The following is a 21,830-nucleotide window of genomic DNA, read 5'->3' on the forward strand; positions in this document are numbered from 1 at the left end:
GACAACGAGTCTCTTGGGACCCATAGACGTTTTTCGTGCGCCGCTTCATCAGCGGTGGCGCGACCTCCCTGCTGGGGCCGGCCGCCCCGAACAACGGCGCCACCCCGGGCAACGGTGCCGGCGCAGGTAACGGGACCGCCGGCACCGGCGCGGACAAGGCGAAGGCGGCCGCCCCGCTGCTCCCGGGCACCTCCCGGCCGCAGGGCAAGAAGCGCAAGAAGCGCACCGGCCGCTCGATCGTCGCCTTCCTGGTGGTGGTGCTCGCGCTGGGCGGCCTGGGCTACTTCGGCACCAAGATGGCCATGGACTTCTTCAACTCAAAGCCGTCGGCGGGCGTGACCGACTACCCGGGCCCCGGCACCGGCGAGGTCACCATCGTCATCCCCGAGGGCGCCAGCGGCGCTGCCATCGCCAACGTGCTGGTGGACGCCGGCGTGACGGCGAACGTGGAGCGCACCATCGCCGTGCTCGCCAACCACCCCGACGCCACCTCCATTCAGCCGGGCACCTACACGCTCAAGCTGCAGATGCGCGCGGATGCCGCCGTGGCCGCCCTGATGGACCCGGCCAACCGCGCGGACACGGGCCTGACCATCCCGGAGGGCTACGTGCTCACCCAGGTCAAGACCCGCCTGGTGGAGATCGGTGGCTTCGACGCCGCAGAGGTGGAGGCCGCGCTCAAGGACACCACCGCCCTGGGGCTGCCCGAGGTCGCCAAGGGCAACCTGGAGGGCTGGCTGGCCCCGGCCACTTACGAGGTGGGCCCGTCTGACACCCCGGTCACCCTGCTCAAGCAGATGGTGGCGCTGCAAAAGAGCCGCCTGGAGGCCGCCGGCGTGGCGGAGGCGGACTTCCAGACCGTGCTGATCAAGGCATCCATCCTGGAGCGCGAGGTCAACATCGACGAGTACCTGCCCAAGGTGGCGCGCGTGATCGAAAACCGCCTGCAGGACGCCGACGGGGAGACCCGCGGCCTGCTGCAGATGGACTCCACCGTGCTCTACGGCGTGGGCCAGGTGGGCGGCGTGCCCACGCAGGAGCAGCTGGCCATCGACACGCCCTTCAACACCTACATGCACCCCGGGCTGCCGCCGGCGCCGATCGCCAACCCCGGCGAGCGCGCCATCGAGGTCGCCCTGGCTCCCGCAGAGGGCAGCTGGCTCTACTTCGTCTCCATCAACCTGGACACGGGCGAGACCCTGTTTGCCAGCACCCTGGAGGAGCACGAGAAGAACGTCAAGCTCTACCGGGAGTTCTGCGAAACCTCCGACCGGTGCTGAGCCGGATGCGCGCCGCCGTTGTGGGCGACCCGATCGCCCACTCGCTCTCCCCGGTGCTTCACCTGGCCGGCTACGCCAGCCTGGGGCTGGACTGGGACTACCAGCGCTGCCGGGTGCCCGAGGGCCAGTTGGGTGAATTCCTGGGCGGCCTGGACGCCTCCTGGGCGGGCCTGTCCGTCACCATGCCGCACAAGGGCGCGGCGCTGGCGGCGGCCGACTCGGTGGACCCGCTGGCCCAGGCGGTGGGCGTGGCCAACACGCTGGTGCGGCACGCCTCGGGACACCTGACCGCCTTCAACACGGACGTGGCCGGGATCGCCGCCGCGCTGCGGGAGGTGGCCCCCTCCTCCTGGCAGCCGCGCCGCAGCGTCATCCTGGGCAATCGCGCCACCGCCTGCTCCGCCATGGCCGCGCTGGGGGAGCTGGGCTGCACCAGCCACAGCGTGATCGCCCGCAGGCACGGCGGACCCGGCTCCACCACCCTGGTGGCCCACGCCCTGGGCGTGGATCACCGCCCGCTGCTGTGGCGCCAGGATGAGTTCACGGCCGCCGCCCTGCGGGAGGCCGATGTGGTGATCTCCACGGTCCCGGCTGGCGTGGCCGACCCGCTGGCTCAGTTCGTGGCCGCCAACGCCCCGGCGCACGCGCTTCTGCTGGACGTGGTCTACCATCCCTGGCCCAGCCCGCTCACTGCGGCTTGGCACTCCAGCGGCAAGACCGCCGCGCCCGGTTGGCTGATGCTGCTCCACCAGGCGGTGGACCAGGTGCGCCTCTTTACCGGCCACCAGCCGGACGTGGACGCCATGCGTGCCGCGCTGGCCGGCGCACTAGGGTAGGGGCCAGGCCGCTAAGCGGCACCCAGAGCACCCCAACGGAGAGGAAGCCCCGATGCAGTGGACCACCGCTGGAGAATCCCACGGCCCGTCGCTGGTGGGGATCTTGGACGGCATCCCGGCCGGTATCGAGATCACCACCGAGCAGCTGCGCACCGCCCTGGCGCGCCGCCGCCTGGGGTATGGGCGCGGGGCGCGCATGAAGTTCGAGCAGGACGAGGTGCGCATCCTGGGCGGCGTGCGGCACGGGCGCACCCTGGGGGGCCCGGTCGCCATCGAGATCAAGAACTCCGAGTGGCCCAAGTGGCAGACCGTGATGAGCGCGGACCCGGTGGACCCCGCCGAGCTCCTGATCGACGCCGGCACGGGTGACGAGCGGGAGGTGGCGCGCAACCGTCGCCTGACCCGGCCGCGCCCCGGCCACGCCGACCTGACGGGCATGCGCAAGTACAACCACCGCGACGCCCGCCACGTCCTGGAGCGCGCCAGCGCACGCGAGACCGCCGCGCGGGTGGCCCTCGGTGAGGTGGCCGCCGCCGCGCTGCGCCAGATCGCCGGGGTGGAGCTGGTCAGCCACGTCACCGCGATCGGCCAGGCGAGCCTGCCGGCTGACGCCCCGCGCCCCGCCGCCGGCGCCACCCCCGAGCTAGACGCCTCCCCGGTGCGGTGCTTGGACGACGCTGCCGCCGCGGCCATGATTGCCGAGATCGACGCCGCGAAGGCCGCCGGGGACACGCTGGGCGGCGTGGTGGAGGTGATCGCCTACGGCGTGCCGGCTGGGCTGGGCTCTTTCGTGCGGGCCTCCTCCAAGCTGGACGCCCGCCTGGCGGCCGCGATCATGGGCATCCAGGCGATCAAGGGCGTGGAGATCGGCGACGGCTTCCTCACCGCCGCCCGGCCCGGCTCGCGCGCCCACGACGAGATTGTGCCCGGCGAGGCCGGCCGGCCCGGTGCGGCGCGCGGCTCGGTGGCCGCCAACGTGGTGCGCCTGACCAACCGGGCCGGCGGCATCGAGGGCGGCATGAGCAACGGCGAGCCGATCGTGGTGCGCGCAGCCATGAAGCCGATCTCCACCGTGCCGCGCGCGCTGCGCACGGTGGACGTGGCCACGGGGGAGGCGGCCACGGCGCTGCACCAGCGCTCGGACACCTGCGCGGTGCCGCCCGCCGCTGTGGTGGCAGAGGCGATGGTGGCCCTCACCCTGCTGGAGGCGCTGCTGGAGAAGACCGGGGGCGATAGCGTGGTGGAGGCCAAGCGCAACCTGGAGGCATACCTGGCGCACGACCCCTGGGAGGACCTGTGAGGCAGCACCACATCGACCCGGAGAACAACCTGCCGGACGCGGCCCTGCCCATCGTGCTGGTGGGCCTGCCGGGCGCCGGCAAGACCTCGGTGGCGCGCGAGCTGGCGCGTCTGACCGGGCTTAACTCGGTGGACACGGACGCGGAGGTGCGCCGCCGCACCCGCATGACGATCCCGGAGATCTTCGCCGAGCGCGGCGAGGCGGGCTTCAGGGAGGTAGAGCACCGCGCCATCGCGCACACCCTGTCCCTGGCGCACGGCGTGGTGGCGCTGGGCGGGGGAGCGGTGCTCCACCCCGGCACCCGCGAGCTGCTGCGCGACCACACCGTGGTGCACCTGCTGGTGGACCCGGAGGAGGCCGCCTGCCGGGTTGGGGCCGGCGGGGGCGGGCGCCCGCTGCTGGCGCAGGACCCGGTGGCGCGCCTGGAGGTGCTCAGCCAGCAGCGCGAGGGCCTGTATCACCAGGTGGCCACGGTGGCCGTGGACACGGTGGGGCGCACCCCGGAGCAGATCGCCACGGACATCATCGAGCAGGTGCGCCTGGGTATAGGACGCACCACCCGCATCGAGGTGGGCGGGCAGAGCCCCTACAAGGTGGCGGTGGGCCACGGCCTGGAGGCCGAGGTGGCTGCGCAGGTGGGCACCGTGCCAGGCCGCGCCGTGATCGTGCACCCGCACGCGCTGGCGCAGCGCGCCCGGCAGTTGGCCGAGCACCTGGAGTTCAGCCCGGCCACCTCCCCTGAGCTAAAGGTGGTGCTCCACCCCATCCCGGACGGGGAGGGGGCAAAGACGTTGGAGGTCACCGCCGGGATCTGGGAGGTGCTGGGGCGGGAGCGCGCCGGCCGCCAGGACGTGGTGATCGGCCTGGGGGGCGGTGCCTGCACCGACCAGGCGGGCTTCGCGGCGGCCACCTGGCTGCGCGGTGTGGGGGTGATCCAGGTGCCCACCACGGTCTTGGCGATGGTGGACGCCGCAGTGGGCGGCAAGACCGGCATCAACACGGAGGCGGGCAAGAACCTGGTGGGCGCATTCCACCCGCCGCGCGCCGTGGTGTGCGACCTGGAGGCGCTGCGCACCCTGCCGCAGATCGAGCGGGTCACGGGCCTGGCGGAGGTCATCAAGTGCGGCTTCATCTCAGACCCGATGATCCTGGAGCGCGTGGAGGGCCACGCGCAGGGACTGGTGGAAGGGCCGGTGGAGGAGCTGCGCGAGGTCATGGAGCGCGCCATCGCGGTCAAGGCGGCCGTGGTGAGCGCCGACCTGCGCGAGGCCGGCCTGCGCGAGTTCCTCAACTACGGCCACACGCTGGCCCACGCGATTGAGCGAAACGAGAACTACCAGCTGCGCCACGGCGCGGCCGTCTCCATCGGGTGCGTGTACGCCGCCGCGCTGGCGGAGGAGCTGGGCGTGGCGCCGCCCGGCCTGGTGGAGCACCACCGCCGCCTGCTGCGGGCGGTGGGTCTGCCCGTCACCTATGCCGGGGACTTCGCGCCGCTGCGCGAGTTCATGGCGAGCGACAAGAAGGTGCGCTCGCGCTCCCTGCGATTCGTGCTGTTGAGCGAGCTGGGCAAGCCCGCAGTACACGTGGTGGATGACGAGGCGGCCCTGGAGCGCGCCTATGAGGCGGTGCGCGCGTGAGCGCGATCGTCCTGGTGGGCGCCCCGGGCAGCGGCAAGAGCGCCGTGGCGGCCGAGTTGAGCAAGGCCGGCTGGCGGGTGTGGGAGTCCGACGCTGCCGCCAGCGCCGCCACCAACTCCAGCCGCTCAGAGGCCTACCTGGCTGAACGCGGCGATGAGTTCGCGGCCGCAGCGGCTGCCGCCGCGCGCGAGCGCCTGGCGGCGCTGGGCGACTCGCCGTCGGCTGGCACCGCGCAGGACGCGGCGCCGGGGGAGGTGCTGGTGTTCTCCTCGGAGGTGGTGGACGACCCGGCCGTTCGCGCCGACCTGGCGCGATTCGGGGCGGCGGGCGGCAGCGTCGTCCACCTGGACGCCGACCTCGCGGCGCTAACTAGGCGGCTCGGCTTCACCGCGCCAGGCGGGCTGGCCGCCCTCACCCCGCGCGCGATGCTGGGGCAGATGAGGCGCGAGCGCCTGCCGCTCTACCAGCAGGTCGCCACGAGCAACGTGGACACCTCCTTCCTGACGGTGGCCGAGGTCGCCGCCCGGGTGCTCGGCGCGGCGCTGTAGGCGAGCGGGTCGGGGCGAATAAAGGCTGGGGCCTTTTCGGGGGTGTAGCCTTTAGCCGCTCAAGGGCCGGGTGCGGGAAGCTGGGTTTGAAAGGCAGGTTTGGGGCGGCATGGACAGTCAAGCAACGCCTGAGCAAAGCGGTGACGTGCCTGTGGCAGGAAGCAGCGAGTTTACTGATTCGCGCGCCGAAGAGCGGGCGTGGGAAACCTACACGCAACTGCAAGAACGCGTCACTCAAGTGGACACGAAGGCGTCCATCCTGCTGGCCTTTCTGGGCATCTTGCTAGCACCCATCCTGGTCTCCTTGGAGCCCGGCGGGCGAAGGTTGGAAGGGCTGAACGCCTGGGTACAGATCCTGCTTCTAGTGGGGCTCGGTGCCACGGTCTACGCGACGTGGTGGGCGGTGATGATTGTCTTTCCTCGCGGCTTGTCCAAGCCGATCGGCTCCGTGAGGGCCTCCTACCTGTATTTTCGGGCGGCGGCCAGCGCAAACCCACTTCAGCTGGAGCAGATTTTCGCACAGTGCCCGGTGAGGATGCTTGCCTCCCAATGCGTGGTGCTCGGGGGAATCGTGGAAAAGAAGTACCGATGCTTGAGGCAGTCGATGGTGGCAACATTGGTCGCGTTGGTGCTGCTCGGCTCAGCTGCAGTGGTGGGTTTCCTCAGCTAGGACGCCGGGCGGCAAGGCGGCCGCGTCCGCATTATCGACCGCTTGGCTGGCGCGTAGGCACTCTCACGTCCCTGGCGTGGGCTTGTGGCGTAGGCCTGCTGGGAAAGTGGTTGCTCACCTTGGTATCCTGATGGGCGGTAAAAAATCCAGACAGTGAACCGAGGTAGCGAAAGTGGCAACGACCAACGACCTGAAGAACGGCATGGTGCTCAAGATCGAGGGCCAGCTTTGGACCGTGATCGAGTTCCAGCACGTCAAGCCCGGCAAGGGCCCGGCCTTCGTGCGCACCAAGATCAAGAACGTGCTCTCCGGCAAGATCGTTGACCGCACCTTCAACGCCGGCCTGAAGGTGGAGACGGCCACCGTCGACCGCCGCGACATGGAGTACCTGTACCAGGACGGCAACGACTACGTCTTCATGGACACCCAGACCTACGAGCAGATCGCCGTTCCGGGCGAGACCGTGGGCGACAACCGCAACTTCCTGCAGGAGAACCAGCAGTGCATCGTGGCCCTCCACGACGGCGCCGTGCTCTACATCGACCTGCCGGCCTCCATCGTCACGGAGATCACCTACACCGAGCCGGGCCTGCAGGGTGACCGCTCCTCCGCCGGCACCAAGCCCGCCACCATCGCCACCGGCTACGAGATCCAGGTGCCGCTGTTCCTGGAGATCGGCACCAAGGTCAAGGTGGACACCCGCACTGGCGACTACCTGGGCCGCGTGAACGACTAAGTGGCCCCTCAAACTACTTCCCGTTCCAAGGCCCGCCGCCGCGCGGTCGAGGTGCTGTTCGAGGCGGACCTGACCGGCCTGCGCGACGGCGCCCAGATCGCGCAGCTGCTGGAGCAGCGCAAGCAGGTCACCGCCGCGCCGTCCCCGCTGCCCGAGTTCGCCGCCGTCATCCTGGCCGGGGTGGCGGAGCACTACGCGCAGGTGGAGGACGTGCTGGAGACCTACCAGTCCGGCCGCGCGTTCTCCCTGCTGCCGCCCGTGGATCGCTGCATCCTGCGGGTGGGGGCCTGGGAGATGCTGTTCACCGACACCGACCCGAACGTGGTGATGGACGAGGCCGCCAACCTGGCCGCCCTGCTCTCCACCGAGGAATCCCCGCGCGTGGTGAACGGCCTGCTTGGTCGCCTGAAGGACCTGGCGCCCACGCTGCGCGCCACTATGTAGCAGGGGAGGGCCGACGCTGGCCACGTGCCGCCCCGAGAGGGCCGGCCGGAGCGCTGCCAGGCCGGCACGTGCACACCGAAAGGGGGTTGTGCCACTCGCGAGTGGCACAACCCCCTTTCAGCTGTAGCCGGGAAGCATCCCGCTCCCGGGCGGGGAGCTAGGCGGACTGGGCCGCCTTGGCCTTGCTCTGCCGGCAGTCCAGCAGGAACAGGACCATCTTGCTGGGCTCGAGCGCGATGACCTCGTGCGGCAGGCGGGTGGAGAAGTGCACCACTCCGCCCGGGGCCAGGTCCACGTAGCGCCCGTCGGCGCCGATGCGCAGGCGGCCCTCCAGCACCTGCACGATCGCGGGCACCGCCGCAGTGTGCTCGGAAAGGCGCTCGCCCTCGTCGAAGGCGAAGACCACGGCGCGCACCCCCTCGGCGCGCATCACGGTACGGGACACGGTGGCCTCCGGCTGGATCGAGACCAGAGCTGCCGCGTCGGGCAGGTCGGTCATCACCAGGTCGGCGCTGTTCGTGGCGGCGGGTGGAACGTCGGCCATTTAACTCTCCTCCGGGCGGTGGGCAACAATCGCGATGCCCTCAAGGTGGGACTTGTACTTGTTGAACGTAGCGCGCATGGTCAGCACGCGGCGGCGCAGCTCGCGGTCGCGCAGCACATTGAACAGGATGCGGGCCACGCCCCTGACGCCCTCGTCGCGCAGGTTACGGCCCGGCTTGAGCAGCGCCATCGGGGCGGTGCCCACCCAGTCCACCACCAGGCCGGCGTCGGTGAGCAGCGCCGTCCACTCGGCGCGCGTGAGCGGGCGGGCGTTGACGTGGATGGCGCGGGCCAGGTTCTTGGTGATGTCCACCTTCACCGCGTCCGCCACGTCGTCGGGGCGCAACCCCAGCTCGTGGATCGCGTACCGGCCGCCCGGGCGCAGCAGGCGCACCGCCTCGGCGATGATCTGGCGCTTGCCCTTCTCGGACTGCATGGACAGCATGGCCTCACCGACCACGACGTCCGCGCTGGCGTCCGGCAACCCGGTCTCGCGGGCGTCGGCCTGCAGGGCGTGGCCGTGGGCGGCGACCAGCTGGGAGACCCGCGCGGCCGCGTCCGGGTCCTGGTCCACCCCGGTGTAACTAGAGATGGGCGCCTTGCAGATCTCCGTGGCGGTGCGGCCCAGCCCGGGCGCGAACTCCACCACCTGCGCGCCAGCCAGCTCGGCGCGCGCCAGCATCGCGGTGGTCAGGGCGGCGCCCCCCGGCCTGAGCACGCGCTTGCCGGCGCGGGCCAGCACCCAGTGGCCCGGGGCGGTGGCGGTGGGACGATCGGACTGGGGCAGCGGAAGCGCATCACGACTAGACATAAGGCAAGCCTAAATCAGTTAAGCAAGGTGCGTCTGCATCGCCGGGCCGGTCAGGGCGAAACGCGGCCGGGTTGCCCACGCAGCGGTAGGGGCGGCAGCGTCGGCCACCACCGCCCCCGCCACCAAGTGCCGTTAAACACAGGGCGGATTTCACTGCGCGGGCGCGGGCACCGCCAGGGGGAAAGCGGGTCTACGATTGAGCTTGCCAACATCCTTTAAGAGCCGTCCAGAGAGGCGGGGAAGGGGGCAGAAATGGTCGCAGACCAGCAAGCGTTCGAGGGCAAGGAGGTTCTTGGCGCTGCCGAGATCTCCCGTTCCCTCACGCGCATAGCCCACGAGATCATCGAGCGAAACTCTGGTGCCGAGGGAGTCATCCTGCTCGGCATCCCCAAACGAGGAGTGCCCCTGGCCCGCCGGCTCGCCGCGCGCCTGGCAGACGTGGGCGTGGTCGTGCCCGTCGGCGCACTCGACATCACCATGTACCGCGATGACCTGGACCGTCAGCCCACTCGCGTCCCCGAGCCCACCTTCATCCCCGGCGGCGGCATCGACGGCAAGACCGTGGTGCTGGTAGACGACGTGCTCTACTCCGGCCGCACCGTGCGCGCCGCCCTGGACGCCTGCAAGGACGTGGGCCGCCCCGCCAGCGTGCAGCTGGTCTGCCTGGTCGACCGCGGCCACCGCGAGCTGCCCATCCGCGCCGACTACGTGGGCAAGAACCTGCCCAGCGCGCGCTCCGAATCCATCCGCGTACTGCTCGAAGAGACCGACGGCCGTGACGCCGTGGTTCTGAAGAAGGAAAACTGATGCGTCACCTCCTCAACGCCGCCGACCTCTGCCTGGCTGAGGCCCTGGAAATCCTGGACACTGCGGAGGTGATGGCGGCAACGCAGTCGCGCTCCGTGAAGAAGCTGCCCACGCTGCGCGGCAAGACCGTGGTCAACCTGTTCTTTGAGGACTCCACCCGCACTCGCCTGTCCTTCGAGGCTGCCGCCAAGCGCCTGTCTGCGGACGTCATCAACTTCTCCGCCAAGGGCTCCTCCCTCTCCAAGGGCGAGAGCCTGAAGGACACCGCCCTGACCCTGCAGGCCATGGGCGCCGACGCCGTGATCGTGCGCCACTCCGCCAGCGGCGCCGCCCACCGCCTGGCCTACGCCGGCTGGATCGACGTGCCGGTCCTCAACGCCGGCGACGGCACCCACCAGCACCCCACCCAGGCTTTGCTCGACGCCATGACCATGCGCCGCCACATCGCCGGGCCGGGCCGCCCGGGCGGCGGGCAGGCCCCCGAGCGTGGCGCCACCCTGGAAGGCGCGCGCGTGGTGATCGTGGGAGACATCCTGCACTCGCGCGTGGCCCGCTCCAACGTGGACCTGCTGCACACCCTGGGCGCCGAGGTCACCCTGGTGGCCCCGCCCACGCTGCTGCCGATGGGCGTGGAGAACTGGCCCTGCCGCGTGAGCTTCGACCTCGACGAGGCCATCGCCACCGCCCGCCCCAACGCCGTGATGATGCTGCGCGTCCAGCGCGAGCGCATGAGCAGCGCCGGCGGCGGCTTCTTCCCCTCCCCGGAGGAGTACCACCGCGAGTACGGCCTGGGCACCAACCGCCTGGCCGCGCTGCCCGCGGACTGCCAGATCCTGCACCCCGGCCCCATGAACCGTGGGCTGGAGATCTCCGCCGAGGCGGCGGATCACGCCCGCTCCCGCATCGTGGAGCAGGTGGCCAACGGCGTGGCCGTGCGCATGGCCGCCCTCTATCTTCTCCTGGCTAGCGAAGGGACCGAGCTGTGATGAACACTCTGATTAAGTCTGCCGCCATTCTGGGCGGCGAAAAGGCCGACATCGCGCTGGTTGACGGCGTGATCGCCGCCATCGGGGCCGACGCTGCCGAGTCGGCCGGTGCCGGGGCGCGCGTGGTCGAGGCCGACGGCCTGGTGGCCCTGCCCGGCCTGGTTGATCTGCACACCCACCTGCGCGAGCCGGGCCGCGAGGACGCCGAGACGGTGGAGACCGGCACCCGCGCCGCCGCCCTGGGCGGATTCACCTGCGTGTTCGCCATGGCCAACACCACCCCGGTGCAGGACACCGCCGGCGTGGTGGAGCAGGTGGCCCGCCTGGGCCAGGAGGCCGGTTGGGTGGAGGTGCGCCCCATCGGCGCCGTCTCCAAGGGCCTGGAGGGCAAGGCACTGGCCGAGCTCGGCGCCATGGCCGCCTCCAAGGCGCGCGTGCGCGTCTTCAGCGACGACGGCAAGTGCGTCCACGACCCGGTGCTCATGCGCCGCGCCCTGGAGTACGTGCGCTCCTTTGACGGCGTGATCGCCCAGCACTCCCAGGAGCCGCGCCTGACCGAGGGCGCCCAAATGAACGAGTCCCCGCTGTCCGCGCAGCTGGGTCTGGCCGGCTGGCCGGCGGTGGCCGAGGAGGCGATCATCGCCCGCGACATCCAGCTGGCCGCCCACGTGGGCTCCCGCCTGCACGTGTGCCACCTGTCCACCGCCGGCAGCGTGGAGCTGGTGCGCTGGGCCAAGTCCCGGGGCATCGACGTCACCGCAGAGGTCACCCCGCACCACCTGTTCCTCACCGAGGAGAAGGCGGCCACCTACGACCCGCTCTACAAGGTCAACCCGCCGCTGCGCACCCGCGAGGACGTGGAGGCGGTGCGCGCCGGCCTGGCCGACGGCACCATCGACATCGTGGGCACCGACCACGCCCCGCACCCGCTGGAGGACAAGGACTGCGAGTGGGCCGCCGGCGCCTTCGGCATGACCGGGCTGGAGACCGCCCTGTCCGTGGTGCAGGACGTCATGGTGGACACCGGCCGCATGACCTGGGCCGACGTCGCCCGCGTCATGTCCACCACCCCGGCCAAGATCGGCCGCATCACCAGCCAGGGCCAGGGCCTGGTGGTGGGCGCCCCCGCCCACGTCACCCTGGTCGACCCCAGCGTGCGCCGCGTGGTGGACCCCGCCACCCAGGCCACCAAGTCCACCAACAGCCCGTACAAGGGCTGCGAGCTGCCCGGCCAGGTCATGGCCACCTTCTACGGCGGCCGCGCCACCGTGCTGAACGGAGAGCTGCAGGTGGAGGCATGAGCAAGAGCGAGCTGGCGCTAGTTGTCCTCGAGGACGGTCGCGTCTTTCGCGGTCGTGCCTACGGGGCGCGTGGGCGCACCCTGGGCAAGATCTTCTTCTCCACCGGCATGACCGGCTACCAGGAAATCCTCACCGACCCGGCCAACTGCGGCCAGATCGCGGTGATGACCTTCCCGCACATCGGCAACACCGGCATGGGGGCCCCGGCCGGGGACCAGAACACCTGGGTGGCCGGGCTGGTAGTGCGCGACCCGGCTCGGCGCGCCGCGTGGCGCGGCGAGGAGGGTGAGCTGGAGGACGCGCTGAGCGAGGCCGGCGTGGTTGGTATCAGCCACGTCGACACCCGCGCACTGACCCGCCACCTGCGCGACAACGGCGCGATGCGCGCCGGCATCTTCTCCGGCGACGCGCTGCCCTCCCACAGCGAGGACCTCAGCCCCGCTGCTGTGGCCGTGCTGGTGGACGTGGTGCGCTCCCAGGCGCCGGTCAACGGCGCTGAGGCCGCCCACCAGGCCCGGGCCGCGCAGGCCCGCGTGATCGAGACGATCGGCGGGGACAGCGCGGCGAGCGCCCACCTAGTGGCGGTTGACCTGGGCGGCGCCGCAGGGGCCGCGCAGCACCTGGCCCAGCGCGGCGCGCGCGTAAGCGTGGTGGCACAGTCCGTCACCCTGGACCAGCTGCTGGCCCTGGCGCCGGACGGAGTGTTCTTCTCCGACGGCCCGGGCGAGGCGAGCAGCGCCGGCAGCGCCGTTGAGCTGGCGCGCGGCGTGCTGGACGCCGGCGTGCCCTTCCTCGGCACCGGCCTTGGCCACCAGCTGCTGGGCCGCGCCCTCGGGTACGGCACCTACAAGCTGTCCGACGGCCAGGCGGAGGCAAACGGCGACGCGGCGCCGGTCACGGCTGTGGACGCGCCCCTGACCGGGCTCTCCGTGGCCCCGCACGACGATGGGCGCTATGGCCGCGTGGAGGCCAGCCGGGTTTCGGTGGACGGCCGCGCGGTGGAGCAGCTGCGCGCGCTGGACGTGCCCGCCTTCTCCGTGCAGCAACATCGGGGCGCTGCGGCCGAGCCGCAGTACTCCGAGCACTTTGACCAGTTCTTGTCCCTCGTTGAGGCGCGGCGCGCCCAGGGTGGGGCCACCCCCAGCGTGAAGCAGGAGGGCTAATGCCGCGCCGTAGTGACATCAAATCCGTACTGGTGATCGGCTCCGGGCCGATCGTGATCGGTCAGGCCTGCGAGTTCGACTACTCGGGCACCCAGGCTTGCCGGGTGCTGCGCGAGGAGGGCGTGCGCGTCATCCTGGTCAACTCCAACCCGGCCACGATCATGACGGACCCGGACATCGCCGACGCCACGTACGTTGAGCCGATCACGGTGGAGGCCGTGGAGGCCATCATCGCCAAGGAACGCCCCGACGCCCTGCTGCCCACGCTGGGTGGCCAGACCGCCCTGAACACGGCGGTGGCGCTGGCCGAGGCCGGCGTGCTGGACAAGTACAACGTGGAGCTGATCGGTGCCCGCCTGGAGGCGATCAACGCCGGTGAGGACCGCGAGGAGTTCAAGGCCGTGGTGGAGCGCTGCGGCGCGGAGGTGGCCCGCTCGGCCATCGCCCACACGCTGGAGGAGTGCCACGCCGCCGTCGAGGAGCTGGGCTACCCGGTGGTGGTGCGCCCCTCCTTCACCATGGGTGGCCTGGGTTCGGGCATCGCGTTCAACGCGGAGGACCTGGACCGCATCGCCGGGGCCGGCCTGTACCACTCGCGCACCACCGAGGTGCTGCTGGAGGAGTCGATCCTGGGCTGGAAGGAGATCGAGCTCGAGCTGGTGCGCGACCCCGCCGACAACGCGGTGATGGTCTGCACCATCGAGAACGTGGACCCCGTGGGCGTGCACACCGGTGACTCCATCACCGTGGCCCCGGCCCTGACCCTGACGGACGCGGAGGTGCAAAACCTGCGCGACATCGGTATCGCGGTGATCCGCGAGGTGGGCGTGAACACCGGCGGCTGCAACATTCAGTTCGCCATTCACCCCACCACAGGGCGCGTGGTGGTCATCGAGATGAACCCGCGCGTCTCGCGTTCCTCCGCGCTGGCCTCCAAGGCCACGGGCTTCCCGATCGCCAAGATCGCGGCCCGCCTGGCGCTGGGCTACACGCTGGACGAGATCCAAAACGACATCACGGGCTCCACCCCGGCCTCCTTGGAGCCGGCCGTGGACTACGTGGTGGTCAAGGTGCCGCGCTTCGCGTTTGAGAAGTTCCCGGCGGCGGACCCGACCCTCACCACGGCGATGAAGTCCGTGGGCGAGGCGATGGCGCTGGGCCGCAACTTTGCCGAGGCGCTGGGCAAGGCCATGCGCTCCATCGACAAGAAGGACACCTGCTTCCACTGGCGCGGCCCGGCGCCGAGCCCGCAGGAGACGGCGCAGCTGCTGGAGGCGATCAAGACCCCCACGGAGGGGCGCCTGATCCAGGTGCAGCAGGCCATTCGTGGCGGAGCCACCCTGGAGCAGCTCTACGCCGCCACCGAGATCGCCCACTGGTTCTTGGACCAGCTGTTCCTGATCGACGAGGTGGCCCGCAAGGTGGCCGACGCCCCGGTGCTGACCCCGGCGGTGCTGCGCGAGGCCAAGGCCCACGGCCTGTCCGACGTGCAGATCGCGGAGATTCGTGGCCTGGAGGAGCGCACGGTGCGGGAGATCCGCCGCGCCTTCGCGGTGCGTCCCGTGTTCAAGACGGTGGACACCTGCGCGGCGAAGTACGAGGCCGCCACGCCCTACCACTACTCCTCCTACGACGAGGAGACGGAGGTGCGCCCGCGTGAGCGGGAGGCCGTGATCATCCTGGGCTCGGGCCCCAACCGGATCGGCCAGGGCATCGAGTTCGACTACTCGTGCGTGCACGCCACCTTCGCTCTGCGGGAGCGCTACGAGACCGTGATGGTCAACTGCAACCCTGAGACCGTCTCCACGGACTACGACATCTCCGACCGCCTCTATTTCGAGCCCCTCACCTTCGAGGACGTGATGGAGGTCTACGAGGCGGAGAAGGCGGCCGGCCCGGTGGCGGGCATGATCGTTCAGCTGGGCGGCCAGACGCCGCTATCGCTGGCGGCGCGCCTGAAGGAGGCCGGGGTGCCGATTCTGGGCACCACCCCGGAGGCGATCGCTGCTGCAGAGGACCGTGAGGCCTTTGGGGCGGTGCTGGAGGAGGCCAACCTGCCGAGCCCGGCCCACGGCACCGCCGTGAGCGACTCGCAGGCGCTCAGCGTGGCGGCGGCCGTTGGCTACCCGGTGCTGGTGCGTCCCAGCTTCGTGCTGGGTGGACGCGGCATGGAGATCGTTTACAGCGAGGACGGCCTGCGCGACTACCTGGCGCGTTCCGGCGACTGCTACGCGGCAGGCCCGCTGCTGATCGACCGCTTCCTGGACGACGCGGTGGAGATCGACGTCGACGCGCTCTATGACGGCCAGGACCTGTTCATCGGCGGAATCATGGAGCACATCGAGGAGGCCGGTATTCACTCCGGCGACTCCGCGTGTGTGCTGCCGCCCATGACGTTGTCGTCCGCGATCATCGAGCGGATCGCGGCCTCCACCCTGGCGATTGCTCGGGGCGTGGGCGTGCGCGGCCTGCTCAACATCCAGTTCGCGCTGGTCTCAGACGTCCTGTACGTGATCGAGGCCAACCCGCGTGCCTCGCGCACCGTCCCGTTCGTGGCCAAGGCCACCGGCACGGCCCTGGCGCAGGCGGCGGCCCGCGTCATGGCTGGCGAGACGATCGCGCAGCTGCGGGCCGAGGGCGTGCTGCCGGCCACGGACGCGCGCTTCACGGACCTGTCCGACCCGATCGCGGTGAAGGAGGCCGTGCTGCCCTTCAAGCGGTTCCGCACGGAGTCCGGCCGCGTGGTGGACACGGTGCTCGGCCCGGAGATGCGCTCCACCGGCGAGGTGATGGGCTTTGACGCCAACTTCCCGCTGGCGTTTGCCAAGTCCCAGCTGGCCTCCTACGGCGGCCTGCCCACCTCCGGCACGGTCTTCATCTCCATCGCAGACCGCGACAAGCGGCAGATCGCGCTGCCGGCCCGCCGCTTGCTGGAGCTGGGCTTCAAGATCCTGGCCACGGAGGGCACCGCCGTGGTGCTGCGCCGCAACGGCATCGACTGCGAAGTGGCGCGCAAGCACTCCGCCGGTCGCGGCGAAAACGGCGAGCCCACCATCGTGGAGCGGATCATCGCCGGCGAGGTGGACATGGTCATCAACACCCCGGCAGGCCAGGGCGCCCGCGCCGACGGCTACGAGATCCGTACCGCCACCACGGCGGCCGACCGCGCGATCATCACCACGGTGCAGCAGTTCGACGCGGCGGTGCAGGCGATCGACGCCGCCCGCGACGCCGAGCTGAAGGTGCGCTCCCTGCAGGAGTACGCCGCGGACCTGCGCGAGCGCCGCGCGAGGACGGAGGAGGCCAAGTGAGCGCCGCATTCGGTGACCGCCTGGCAGCCGCAGTTGCCGCCCACGGCCCCCTTTGCGTGGGCATCGACCCGCACGCCGGCCTGCTGGCGCAGTGGGGTCTGGACGACGACGCCGCCGGCGTGCGGAGTTTCGGCCTGACCGTGGTGGAGCAGTTGGCGGGCAAGGTGGCCGCCCTCAAGCCGCAGTCGGCCTTCTTCGAGCGCCACGGCTCGCGGGGCGTGGCGGCGCTGGAGGACGTGCTGGCCGCGGCCCGCGAGGCCGGCGTGCTGACCGTGCTGGATGTCAAGCGCGGCGACATCGGCTCCACCATGGGCGGCTACGCGGCCGCCTACCTGGACGACGCCAGCCCGCTGCGCGCCGACTCCATCACGCTCTCGCCCTACCTGGGCCTGGGCTCCTTGAACCCGGCCCTGGAGCTGGCCCGCCAGACCGGGCGCGGCGCCTTTGTGCTGGCCCTGACCTCCAACCCGGAGGGCGCCAGCGTGCAGCACGCCCGGACGGGGGAGCGCTCCGTGGCAGCGTCGATCGTGGCAGGCCTGGCGGAGTTGAACGACGCCGAGCGCGCCGAGGGCGCCACCTGGGGCAGCTTCGGTGTGGTGGTGGGAGCCACCATCGGGGAGGCGGCCCAGACCACCGGCACAGACCTGCCGGCCCTGCACGGCCCGATCCTGGCCCCCGGCGTGGGCGCCCAGGGTGCCGGCCCCGAGGACCTGCAGCGCGTCTTTGGTGCCGCCCTGCCCTACGTGCTGGCCTCCTCCTCGCGGGGAGTGCTCAAGCACGGCCCTGCCGGGTTGGCGCAGGCGGCCCAGGCGGAGGCAGCGGCAATGCGCGCTGTGGTGGCGCAGTCGGCAGGTGGGACGGCAACGTCGGCCACCCAGGCGGCAGGTGGGGCGGCAACGTCGGCCACCCAGACGGCAATCCAGGGAGGGGCAAAGTGAGCACGCAGGCACGCCTAGTGGTGCTGGCGGGCCCCACGGCGGTAGGCAAGGGCACCCTGGTGACCGAGCTGCGCCGCCGCCACCCGGACCTGTTCGTCTCGGTTTCGGCCACCACCCGCGCCCCGCGCCCGGGCGAGGAGGACGGGGTGCACTACCACTTCGTCACCCGGGAGCACTTCGAGGAGCTGGTGCGCGGCGGGCAGATGCTGGAGTGGGCGGAGGTGCACGGCGCCAACCTGTACGGCACCCCGCGCGGACCGGTGGAGGCCGAGCTTTCCGCCGGACGCAGCGCCCTGCTGGAAATCGACCTGGATGGGGCACGCCAGGTGCGCGCCGCCATGCCGGAGGCGCTGCTGGTGTTCGTGGTGCCGCCGTCGTGGGAGGAACTGGAGCGTCGCCTGGTGGGGCGCGGCACGGAGGGCGAGGAGGAACGCGCCCGCCGCCTAGCCACGGCCAAGGTGGAGCTGGCCGCCCGCGCAGAGTTCGACCGCGAGGTGGTCAACGACGACGTGGCGCGTGCCACCAGCGAGTTGGAGGAGATTCTGGGTCTGGCCCGGTAGGATTGCGCCCATGGCTGTGACTGGAACTGGTAAGGGCATTATTGAGCCGCCGATCGACGAGCTGCTCACGCAGGTGGAGTCCAAGTACGCGTTGGTGACGTACGCGGCGCGCCGCACCCGCCAGATCAACACCTACCACCAGCAGCTGGAGCACGGTCTGTTCGAGACCGTGGGTCCGCTGGTTGACTACCAGCCGGAGGACAAGCCCCTGTCCATCGCGCTGCGTGAGATCAACGCCGGTCTGCTGCGTCGCGTGGAGCGCAAGGAGCCCGTCGCTCCGGTGGCCCCGACAATGCCGGACTTCTCTTCCATCGAGGTGCCGGGCGTGACCGACCAGGTTGCGACCGACTTCAGCGCGGACTTCGCGGCTGACTTCGCCACCGACTTCGGTCAGGATGCCTGACAACACTAGCAGTGCCCTCCGTGGCCTCCGGATTGTTCTGGGGGTAACGGGGGGCATCGCTGCATATAAATCAGTTTTGCTGCTGCGCCTCTTCATGGAGGCGGGGCACCGGGTACGCGTGGTGCCCACCCGCAACGCGTTGCGCATGGTGGGGGAGGCCACTTTCGCCGCGCTGTCCCACGAGCCGGTGCGCACCGACGTGTTCGAGGACGCCGAGGGTGTGGACCACGTGCGCTTAGGGCAGGAGGCGGATTTGGTGGTGGTCGCCCCCGCCACCGCCGACTTCCTGGCACGCGCCGCGACCGGCCGCGCCGACGACCTGCTGGGCGCCGTGCTACTGACCGCTACCTGCCCGGTCCTGGTGGCGCCCGCCATGCACACCGAGATGTGGAACCACCCGGCCACGCAGGCCAACGTGGCGACCTTGCAGCAGCGCGGGGTGAACGTGCTGACGCCGGCCTCCGGGCGGTTGACCGGCAAGGATTCCGGGATCGGGCGCCTGCCTGACCCCGAGGCCATTTTCGCTGCGGCCATTGCATTGGTGGACGACGCTGCGCCGGCCGGTTTGGAACGTGCGGCCGGGCGCGGTGCGGCGGGGGCGTTGGTGGACGACGCTGCGCCGGCCAGTTCGGAAAGCGCGGCCGGGCGCGGTGCGGCAGGGGATTTGGCCGGTCGGCACGTGGTTATTAGCGCCGGGGGGACGCGCGAGGCGATAGACCCGGTGCGTTACCTAGCCAACTCCTCCACCGGCGTGATGGGCGTGGAGCTGGCGGCCGCTGCGGCGCGAGCTGGGGCGCGGGTGACGCTGGTGGCCGCGAACGTGGGCGCGGACCTGCTTGCGGGGCTGCCTGGCGAGGTGACCGTGGTGCCGGTGGTGAGCGCTGCTGATTTGCGCCAGGCGGTGCGGGCCGCCGCGAGCGGCGGCGGGGCTGGGCCGGTGGCGGACTGCGTCATCATGGCGGCAGCGGTGGCGGACTTTACGCCGCGCGAGCCGTTGGATGCCAAGCGCAAGCGTACGGACGCCGAGCGCGCCGGCGAGGGCGGCTGGTCCATCGAGTTGGTGCCCACGGTGGACGTGCTGGCGGAGCTCTCGCAGGATCCGCCGCTGGTCGGGGGAGTGCCCACGCGCCCGGCCCTGGTGGTGGGTTTCGCGGCGGAGACGGGCGACGAGCACGGCAGCGTGCTGGAATACGGCGCGCGCAAGGCGCGCTCCAAGGGCGCCGACCTGACGGTGGTGAACCGGGTGGGCGGTGGCGCCGGCTTTGGCGCCGTGGACACGCAGGTGTTCCTACTGGACGGGGCGGGCGGCAACGTCGGCCAGGCCAGCGGCAGCAAGGCGCAGGTGGCGGCAGCGATCGTAGAAGCAGTAGCGGCGCGGCTGAGCTAGCCGCCTGGCTCGAAAAACGTGTAGAAGGGGCCCTTCAGGGTGATATTGTGGGCGCATGACGTTGCTGCGCTTCTCTGTCCGCAACCACAAGAGCATCCGTGACGAGGTCGAGATCGACTTAACTCGACCGTCACTAAAGACGCTCCTGCCCAAGGACGGCGATTGGGGGACCTCCATTTACCCGCTTGCCGGGATCTTCGGCGGCAATGCCACGGGCAAGTCGGCGATTCTGGACGCCTTCCGATACGCCTACACCGCGATCGTGCTTTCTGCTACCGAGTGGCAAGCCTCCAAGAACATGGTGCGTGCCCCCTTCAAACTCGATGCTGAATCCCAGGAATCCTCGAGCCTGTACGAGCTTGACGTGGTTATCGATGGACGACGCTACCTGTACGGTTTCGAGGTCGACCGAGACGGAATCAGGCGCGAGTGGATGCGCGAAGTCACCTCGCGTTGGCGTACTTTGCTCGAACGGGACCGGGAAGAGAGCGTTCTCAGCTTCCACCAGAGCCTAGGTGGGAAGATCAAGGTAACGGCCAGGGAACTGGTGCTTAGCCGTGCACTGTTGTTGGAGGATTCCCCACTCAAGAGCTTCGCCCGCAAGCTCCTGGCAGGGTTTGACGTTGTCCTAGTGAAGGACTCACACCGTGCCGCACGGTTAAGGCGCCTAACAGACCTCCTCGTGGACGGCGACGTCACTTTCAGCGACCTGGAAGCGCTGCTGCGAGTCGCAGACATCGGCGTGACGAAGGTCAGGGTTGAGGAGAGGAACGTCCCGGAACGGATACGCCTGGCAATCTCACGACTCCGGCGTGAACTTGACGGCGACGCTCAGCGGGATCACGAATCTGTGCGGGAACCAGCTGAGGAAGTCAAAGAGGAGGAGCTGACCGAAGACGTCGCGGAACAGGTTGCCAGGCGGCTCGTCTTCTCCCATCGTGGCAGTGGTGAGGATTGCCCAGAGTTCTCCGTCCAAGAGGAAAGCGACGGCACCATCGCCTGGCTCGCGATTGCGGTGCCCGCGCTGCAGGTTTTGCGGCGGGGTGGCCTGCTGCTGGTCGATGAGATCGACGCAAGCCTTCACCCGCACCTGCTGGATGTGCTGCTCGGTGCGTTCGCGGACCCATGCGTCAACACTCGGCACGCGCAGCTGATTTTCACCAGCCACGAGTCATACGTGCTTTCACCACTTAGCGATGTCCGGCTGGAGCCGGAGCAGGTTTGGTTCACCGACAAGACTGTAGAGGGCGTGACAGAGTTGACGTGCCTGGCTGATTTCCCCAAGCATCCAGACGCCAACGTTGCAAAGCGTTACCTCACGGGCCGGTACGGTGGAACTCCGCGACTTTCGCCCAGCTTGTTCGCTGCGCTTATCGATTCTCGGCAAGCGGAGGAATGATGGCGGGAATGCGGCGAGAACGCAAGGCCAGGCCAGCGCGGCAACTTGCGCGGCGCATCCTTGTTGTCACAGAGGGGCTGCGTACCGAGCCCCAGTAAGTCGAGGGGCTCAACGACTACCTACGCAGCAGAGGGACTACTACTACGGTCAAGTCCGTTCCAGTAGGAAAAGACCCGCTCAAGGTTGTGCAGAAATGCATTGAGTTCCGGGACAACGCCGCACGGAGAGGCAAGGAATTTGACGAGTGCGTTTGCCTGGTAGACGTCGATCAACACCGGACGCTGGCCTCTGCGATTCATTTCGCTCAACGGGAGAAGATCAGCCTGCTGATTTCGAATCTGAAGTTTGAAGTCTGGCTGCGCTGGCACGTCGAAGACAGGCGGTCGGCTCTGACCTCGACACAGCTAGACGACTGCGTAGAGCGCTTGGGGCTCGTGAAGAACAAGGTGCTTTCGTCAACCTTCCCGTTCGGCGCGGTGGAAGCCGCATGCAAGATCGCTCGTACTGTTGACAGCGAGATGCGACCGGGGCGGCAGGGGCCAGATCCGTCATCGGCGCTGCCGATCCTGGTAGACCTCATGCGCAGCGCATAGGAAACCAGCCAACTAGTAGGGGCGGCCAGAGGGGACGTAGGCGAGGACAGTGGCAGCAAGGCGCAGGCGGCGGCAGCGATCGTGGAAGCAGTAGCGGCGCGTCTGCTGGCCTCCTAGTCCAAGAGGCGCGAACCTATTGCGTGGCCGACGTTGCCGATTGCGTTGTCCAGTGCAGAA

Annotated in this window: 20 protein-coding genes and 1 pseudogene; 19 read left to right on the forward strand and 2 right to left on the reverse strand. The window is 70.1% G+C overall.

Annotated elements, in window-relative coordinates; genetic code table 11:
• Positions 1-35 precede the first annotated feature (35 nt).
• The 8 genes from mltG (at position 36) to nusB (ending at position 7,451) form a co-directional block, all read left to right on the forward strand.
• Positions 36-1,280 carry an endolytic transglycosylase MltG gene (mltG, locus tag AC4PWQ_RS00005; RefSeq protein WP_492089404.1) on the forward strand — a complete coding sequence of 415 codons (1,245 nt, stop codon included), beginning with the start codon at positions 36-38 and terminating at the stop codon, positions 1,278-1,280.
• Positions 1,274-2,116: a shikimate dehydrogenase gene (locus tag AC4PWQ_RS00010; RefSeq protein ID WP_371164659.1), complete on the forward strand. Its 843-nt coding sequence runs from the start codon at positions 1,274-1,276 to the stop codon at positions 2,114-2,116. Before mltG ends, AC4PWQ_RS00010 begins: the two co-directional genes overlap by 7 nt.
• A gap of 52 nt (positions 2,117-2,168) precedes the next feature.
• Complete coding sequence (gene aroC / locus AC4PWQ_RS00015) at positions 2,169-3,416, forward strand: chorismate synthase (protein ID WP_492089405.1); 1,248 nt, start codon at positions 2,169-2,171, stop codon at positions 3,414-3,416.
• Positions 3,413-5,053, forward strand: coding sequence for a 3-dehydroquinate synthase (aroB, locus tag AC4PWQ_RS00020; protein WP_492089406.1), 1,641 nt, complete (start codon positions 3,413-3,415; stop codon positions 5,051-5,053). The genes aroC and aroB overlap by 4 nt, the downstream gene beginning before the upstream one ends.
• The gene (locus AC4PWQ_RS00025; RefSeq protein ID WP_492089407.1) at positions 5,050-5,601 is read left to right on the forward strand and encodes a hypothetical protein; all 552 of its coding nucleotides are present in this window, start codon (positions 5,050-5,052) and stop codon (positions 5,599-5,601) included. The genes aroB and AC4PWQ_RS00025 overlap by 4 nt, the downstream gene beginning before the upstream one ends.
• 109 nt (positions 5,602-5,710) lie before the next feature.
• The gene (locus tag AC4PWQ_RS00030; RefSeq protein WP_371152237.1) at positions 5,711-6,271 is read left to right on the forward strand and encodes a Pycsar system effector family protein; all 561 of its coding nucleotides are present in this window, start codon (positions 5,711-5,713) and stop codon (positions 6,269-6,271) included.
• A 172-nt stretch (positions 6,272-6,443) separates the two neighbouring features.
• Positions 6,444-7,007: an elongation factor P gene (gene efp / locus AC4PWQ_RS00035; RefSeq protein ID WP_371164655.1), complete on the forward strand. Its 564-nt coding sequence runs from the start codon at positions 6,444-6,446 to the stop codon at positions 7,005-7,007.
• A complete protein-coding gene (gene nusB / locus AC4PWQ_RS00040; RefSeq protein WP_371152235.1) occupies positions 7,008-7,451 on the forward strand; it encodes a transcription antitermination factor NusB in 444 nt (147 codons plus the stop codon). It begins immediately after the preceding gene.
• 157 nt (positions 7,452-7,608) lie between these two features.
• On the opposite strand, the gene AC4PWQ_RS00045 is transcribed toward nusB, so the two are convergent.
• Positions 7,609-7,995 carry a cupin domain-containing protein gene (locus tag AC4PWQ_RS00045; protein ID WP_371152234.1) on the reverse strand — a complete coding sequence of 129 codons (387 nt, stop codon included), beginning with the start codon at positions 7,993-7,995 and terminating at the stop codon, positions 7,609-7,611.
• The gene (locus AC4PWQ_RS00050) at positions 7,996-8,805 is read right to left on the reverse strand and encodes a class I SAM-dependent methyltransferase (protein ID WP_371152233.1); all 810 of its coding nucleotides are present in this window, start codon (positions 8,803-8,805) and stop codon (positions 7,996-7,998) included.
• Positions 8,806-9,057: 252 nt separating this feature from the next.
• On the opposite strand from AC4PWQ_RS00050, the gene pyrR reads away from it, so the two are divergent.
• From pyrR to AC4PWQ_RS00105, 11 genes and pseudogenes are all read left to right on the forward strand, one after another.
• The gene (pyrR, locus tag AC4PWQ_RS00055) at positions 9,058-9,612 is read left to right on the forward strand and encodes a bifunctional pyr operon transcriptional regulator/uracil phosphoribosyltransferase PyrR (RefSeq protein WP_371152232.1); all 555 of its coding nucleotides are present in this window, start codon (positions 9,058-9,060) and stop codon (positions 9,610-9,612) included.
• The gene (locus AC4PWQ_RS00060; protein ID WP_371152231.1) at positions 9,612-10,598 is read left to right on the forward strand and encodes an aspartate carbamoyltransferase catalytic subunit; all 987 of its coding nucleotides are present in this window, start codon (positions 9,612-9,614) and stop codon (positions 10,596-10,598) included. The genes pyrR and AC4PWQ_RS00060 overlap by 1 nt, the downstream gene beginning before the upstream one ends.
• Complete coding sequence (locus AC4PWQ_RS00065; protein WP_492089408.1) at positions 10,598-11,899, forward strand: dihydroorotase; 1,302 nt, start codon at positions 10,598-10,600, stop codon at positions 11,897-11,899. Before AC4PWQ_RS00060 ends, AC4PWQ_RS00065 begins: the two co-directional genes overlap by 1 nt.
• On the forward strand, positions 11,896-13,062 hold the full coding sequence (locus AC4PWQ_RS00070) for a carbamoyl phosphate synthase small subunit (protein ID WP_492089409.1): 1,167 nt from the start codon (positions 11,896-11,898) through the stop codon (positions 13,060-13,062). The genes AC4PWQ_RS00065 and AC4PWQ_RS00070 overlap by 4 nt, the downstream gene beginning before the upstream one ends.
• The gene (carB, locus tag AC4PWQ_RS00075) at positions 13,062-16,373 is read left to right on the forward strand and encodes a carbamoyl-phosphate synthase large subunit (protein ID WP_492089410.1); all 3,312 of its coding nucleotides are present in this window, start codon (positions 13,062-13,064) and stop codon (positions 16,371-16,373) included. The genes AC4PWQ_RS00070 and carB overlap by 1 nt, the downstream gene beginning before the upstream one ends.
• Positions 16,370-17,311, forward strand: a complete 942-nt coding sequence (gene pyrF / locus AC4PWQ_RS00080; protein ID WP_492089411.1) for an orotidine-5'-phosphate decarboxylase — start codon at positions 16,370-16,372, stop codon at positions 17,309-17,311. Before carB ends, pyrF begins: the two co-directional genes overlap by 4 nt.
• Positions 17,308-17,871 carry a guanylate kinase gene (gene gmk / locus AC4PWQ_RS00085; RefSeq protein ID WP_371176839.1) on the forward strand — a complete coding sequence of 188 codons (564 nt, stop codon included), beginning with the start codon at positions 17,308-17,310 and terminating at the stop codon, positions 17,869-17,871. The genes pyrF and gmk overlap by 4 nt, the downstream gene beginning before the upstream one ends.
• A 10-nt stretch (positions 17,872-17,881) precedes the next feature.
• Positions 17,882-18,274, forward strand: coding sequence for a DNA-directed RNA polymerase subunit omega (gene rpoZ, locus AC4PWQ_RS00090; protein WP_475561706.1), 393 nt, complete (start codon positions 17,882-17,884; stop codon positions 18,272-18,274).
• On the forward strand, positions 18,267-19,661 hold the full coding sequence (locus AC4PWQ_RS00095; protein ID WP_492089412.1) for a bifunctional phosphopantothenoylcysteine decarboxylase/phosphopantothenate synthase: 1,395 nt from the start codon (positions 18,267-18,269) through the stop codon (positions 19,659-19,661). Before rpoZ ends, AC4PWQ_RS00095 begins: the two co-directional genes overlap by 8 nt.
• Positions 19,662-19,716: 55 nt before the next feature.
• A complete protein-coding gene (locus AC4PWQ_RS00100) occupies positions 19,717-21,060 on the forward strand; it encodes an AAA family ATPase (protein ID WP_492089413.1) in 1,344 nt (447 codons plus the stop codon).
• 143 nt (positions 21,061-21,203) lie between these two features.
• Positions 21,204-21,653: pseudogene (locus AC4PWQ_RS00105) on the forward strand (RloB family protein); the annotation flags it as partial.
• Positions 21,654-21,830 lie beyond the last annotated feature (177 nt).

Source organism: Buchananella sp. 103232, from assembly GCF_058725725.1.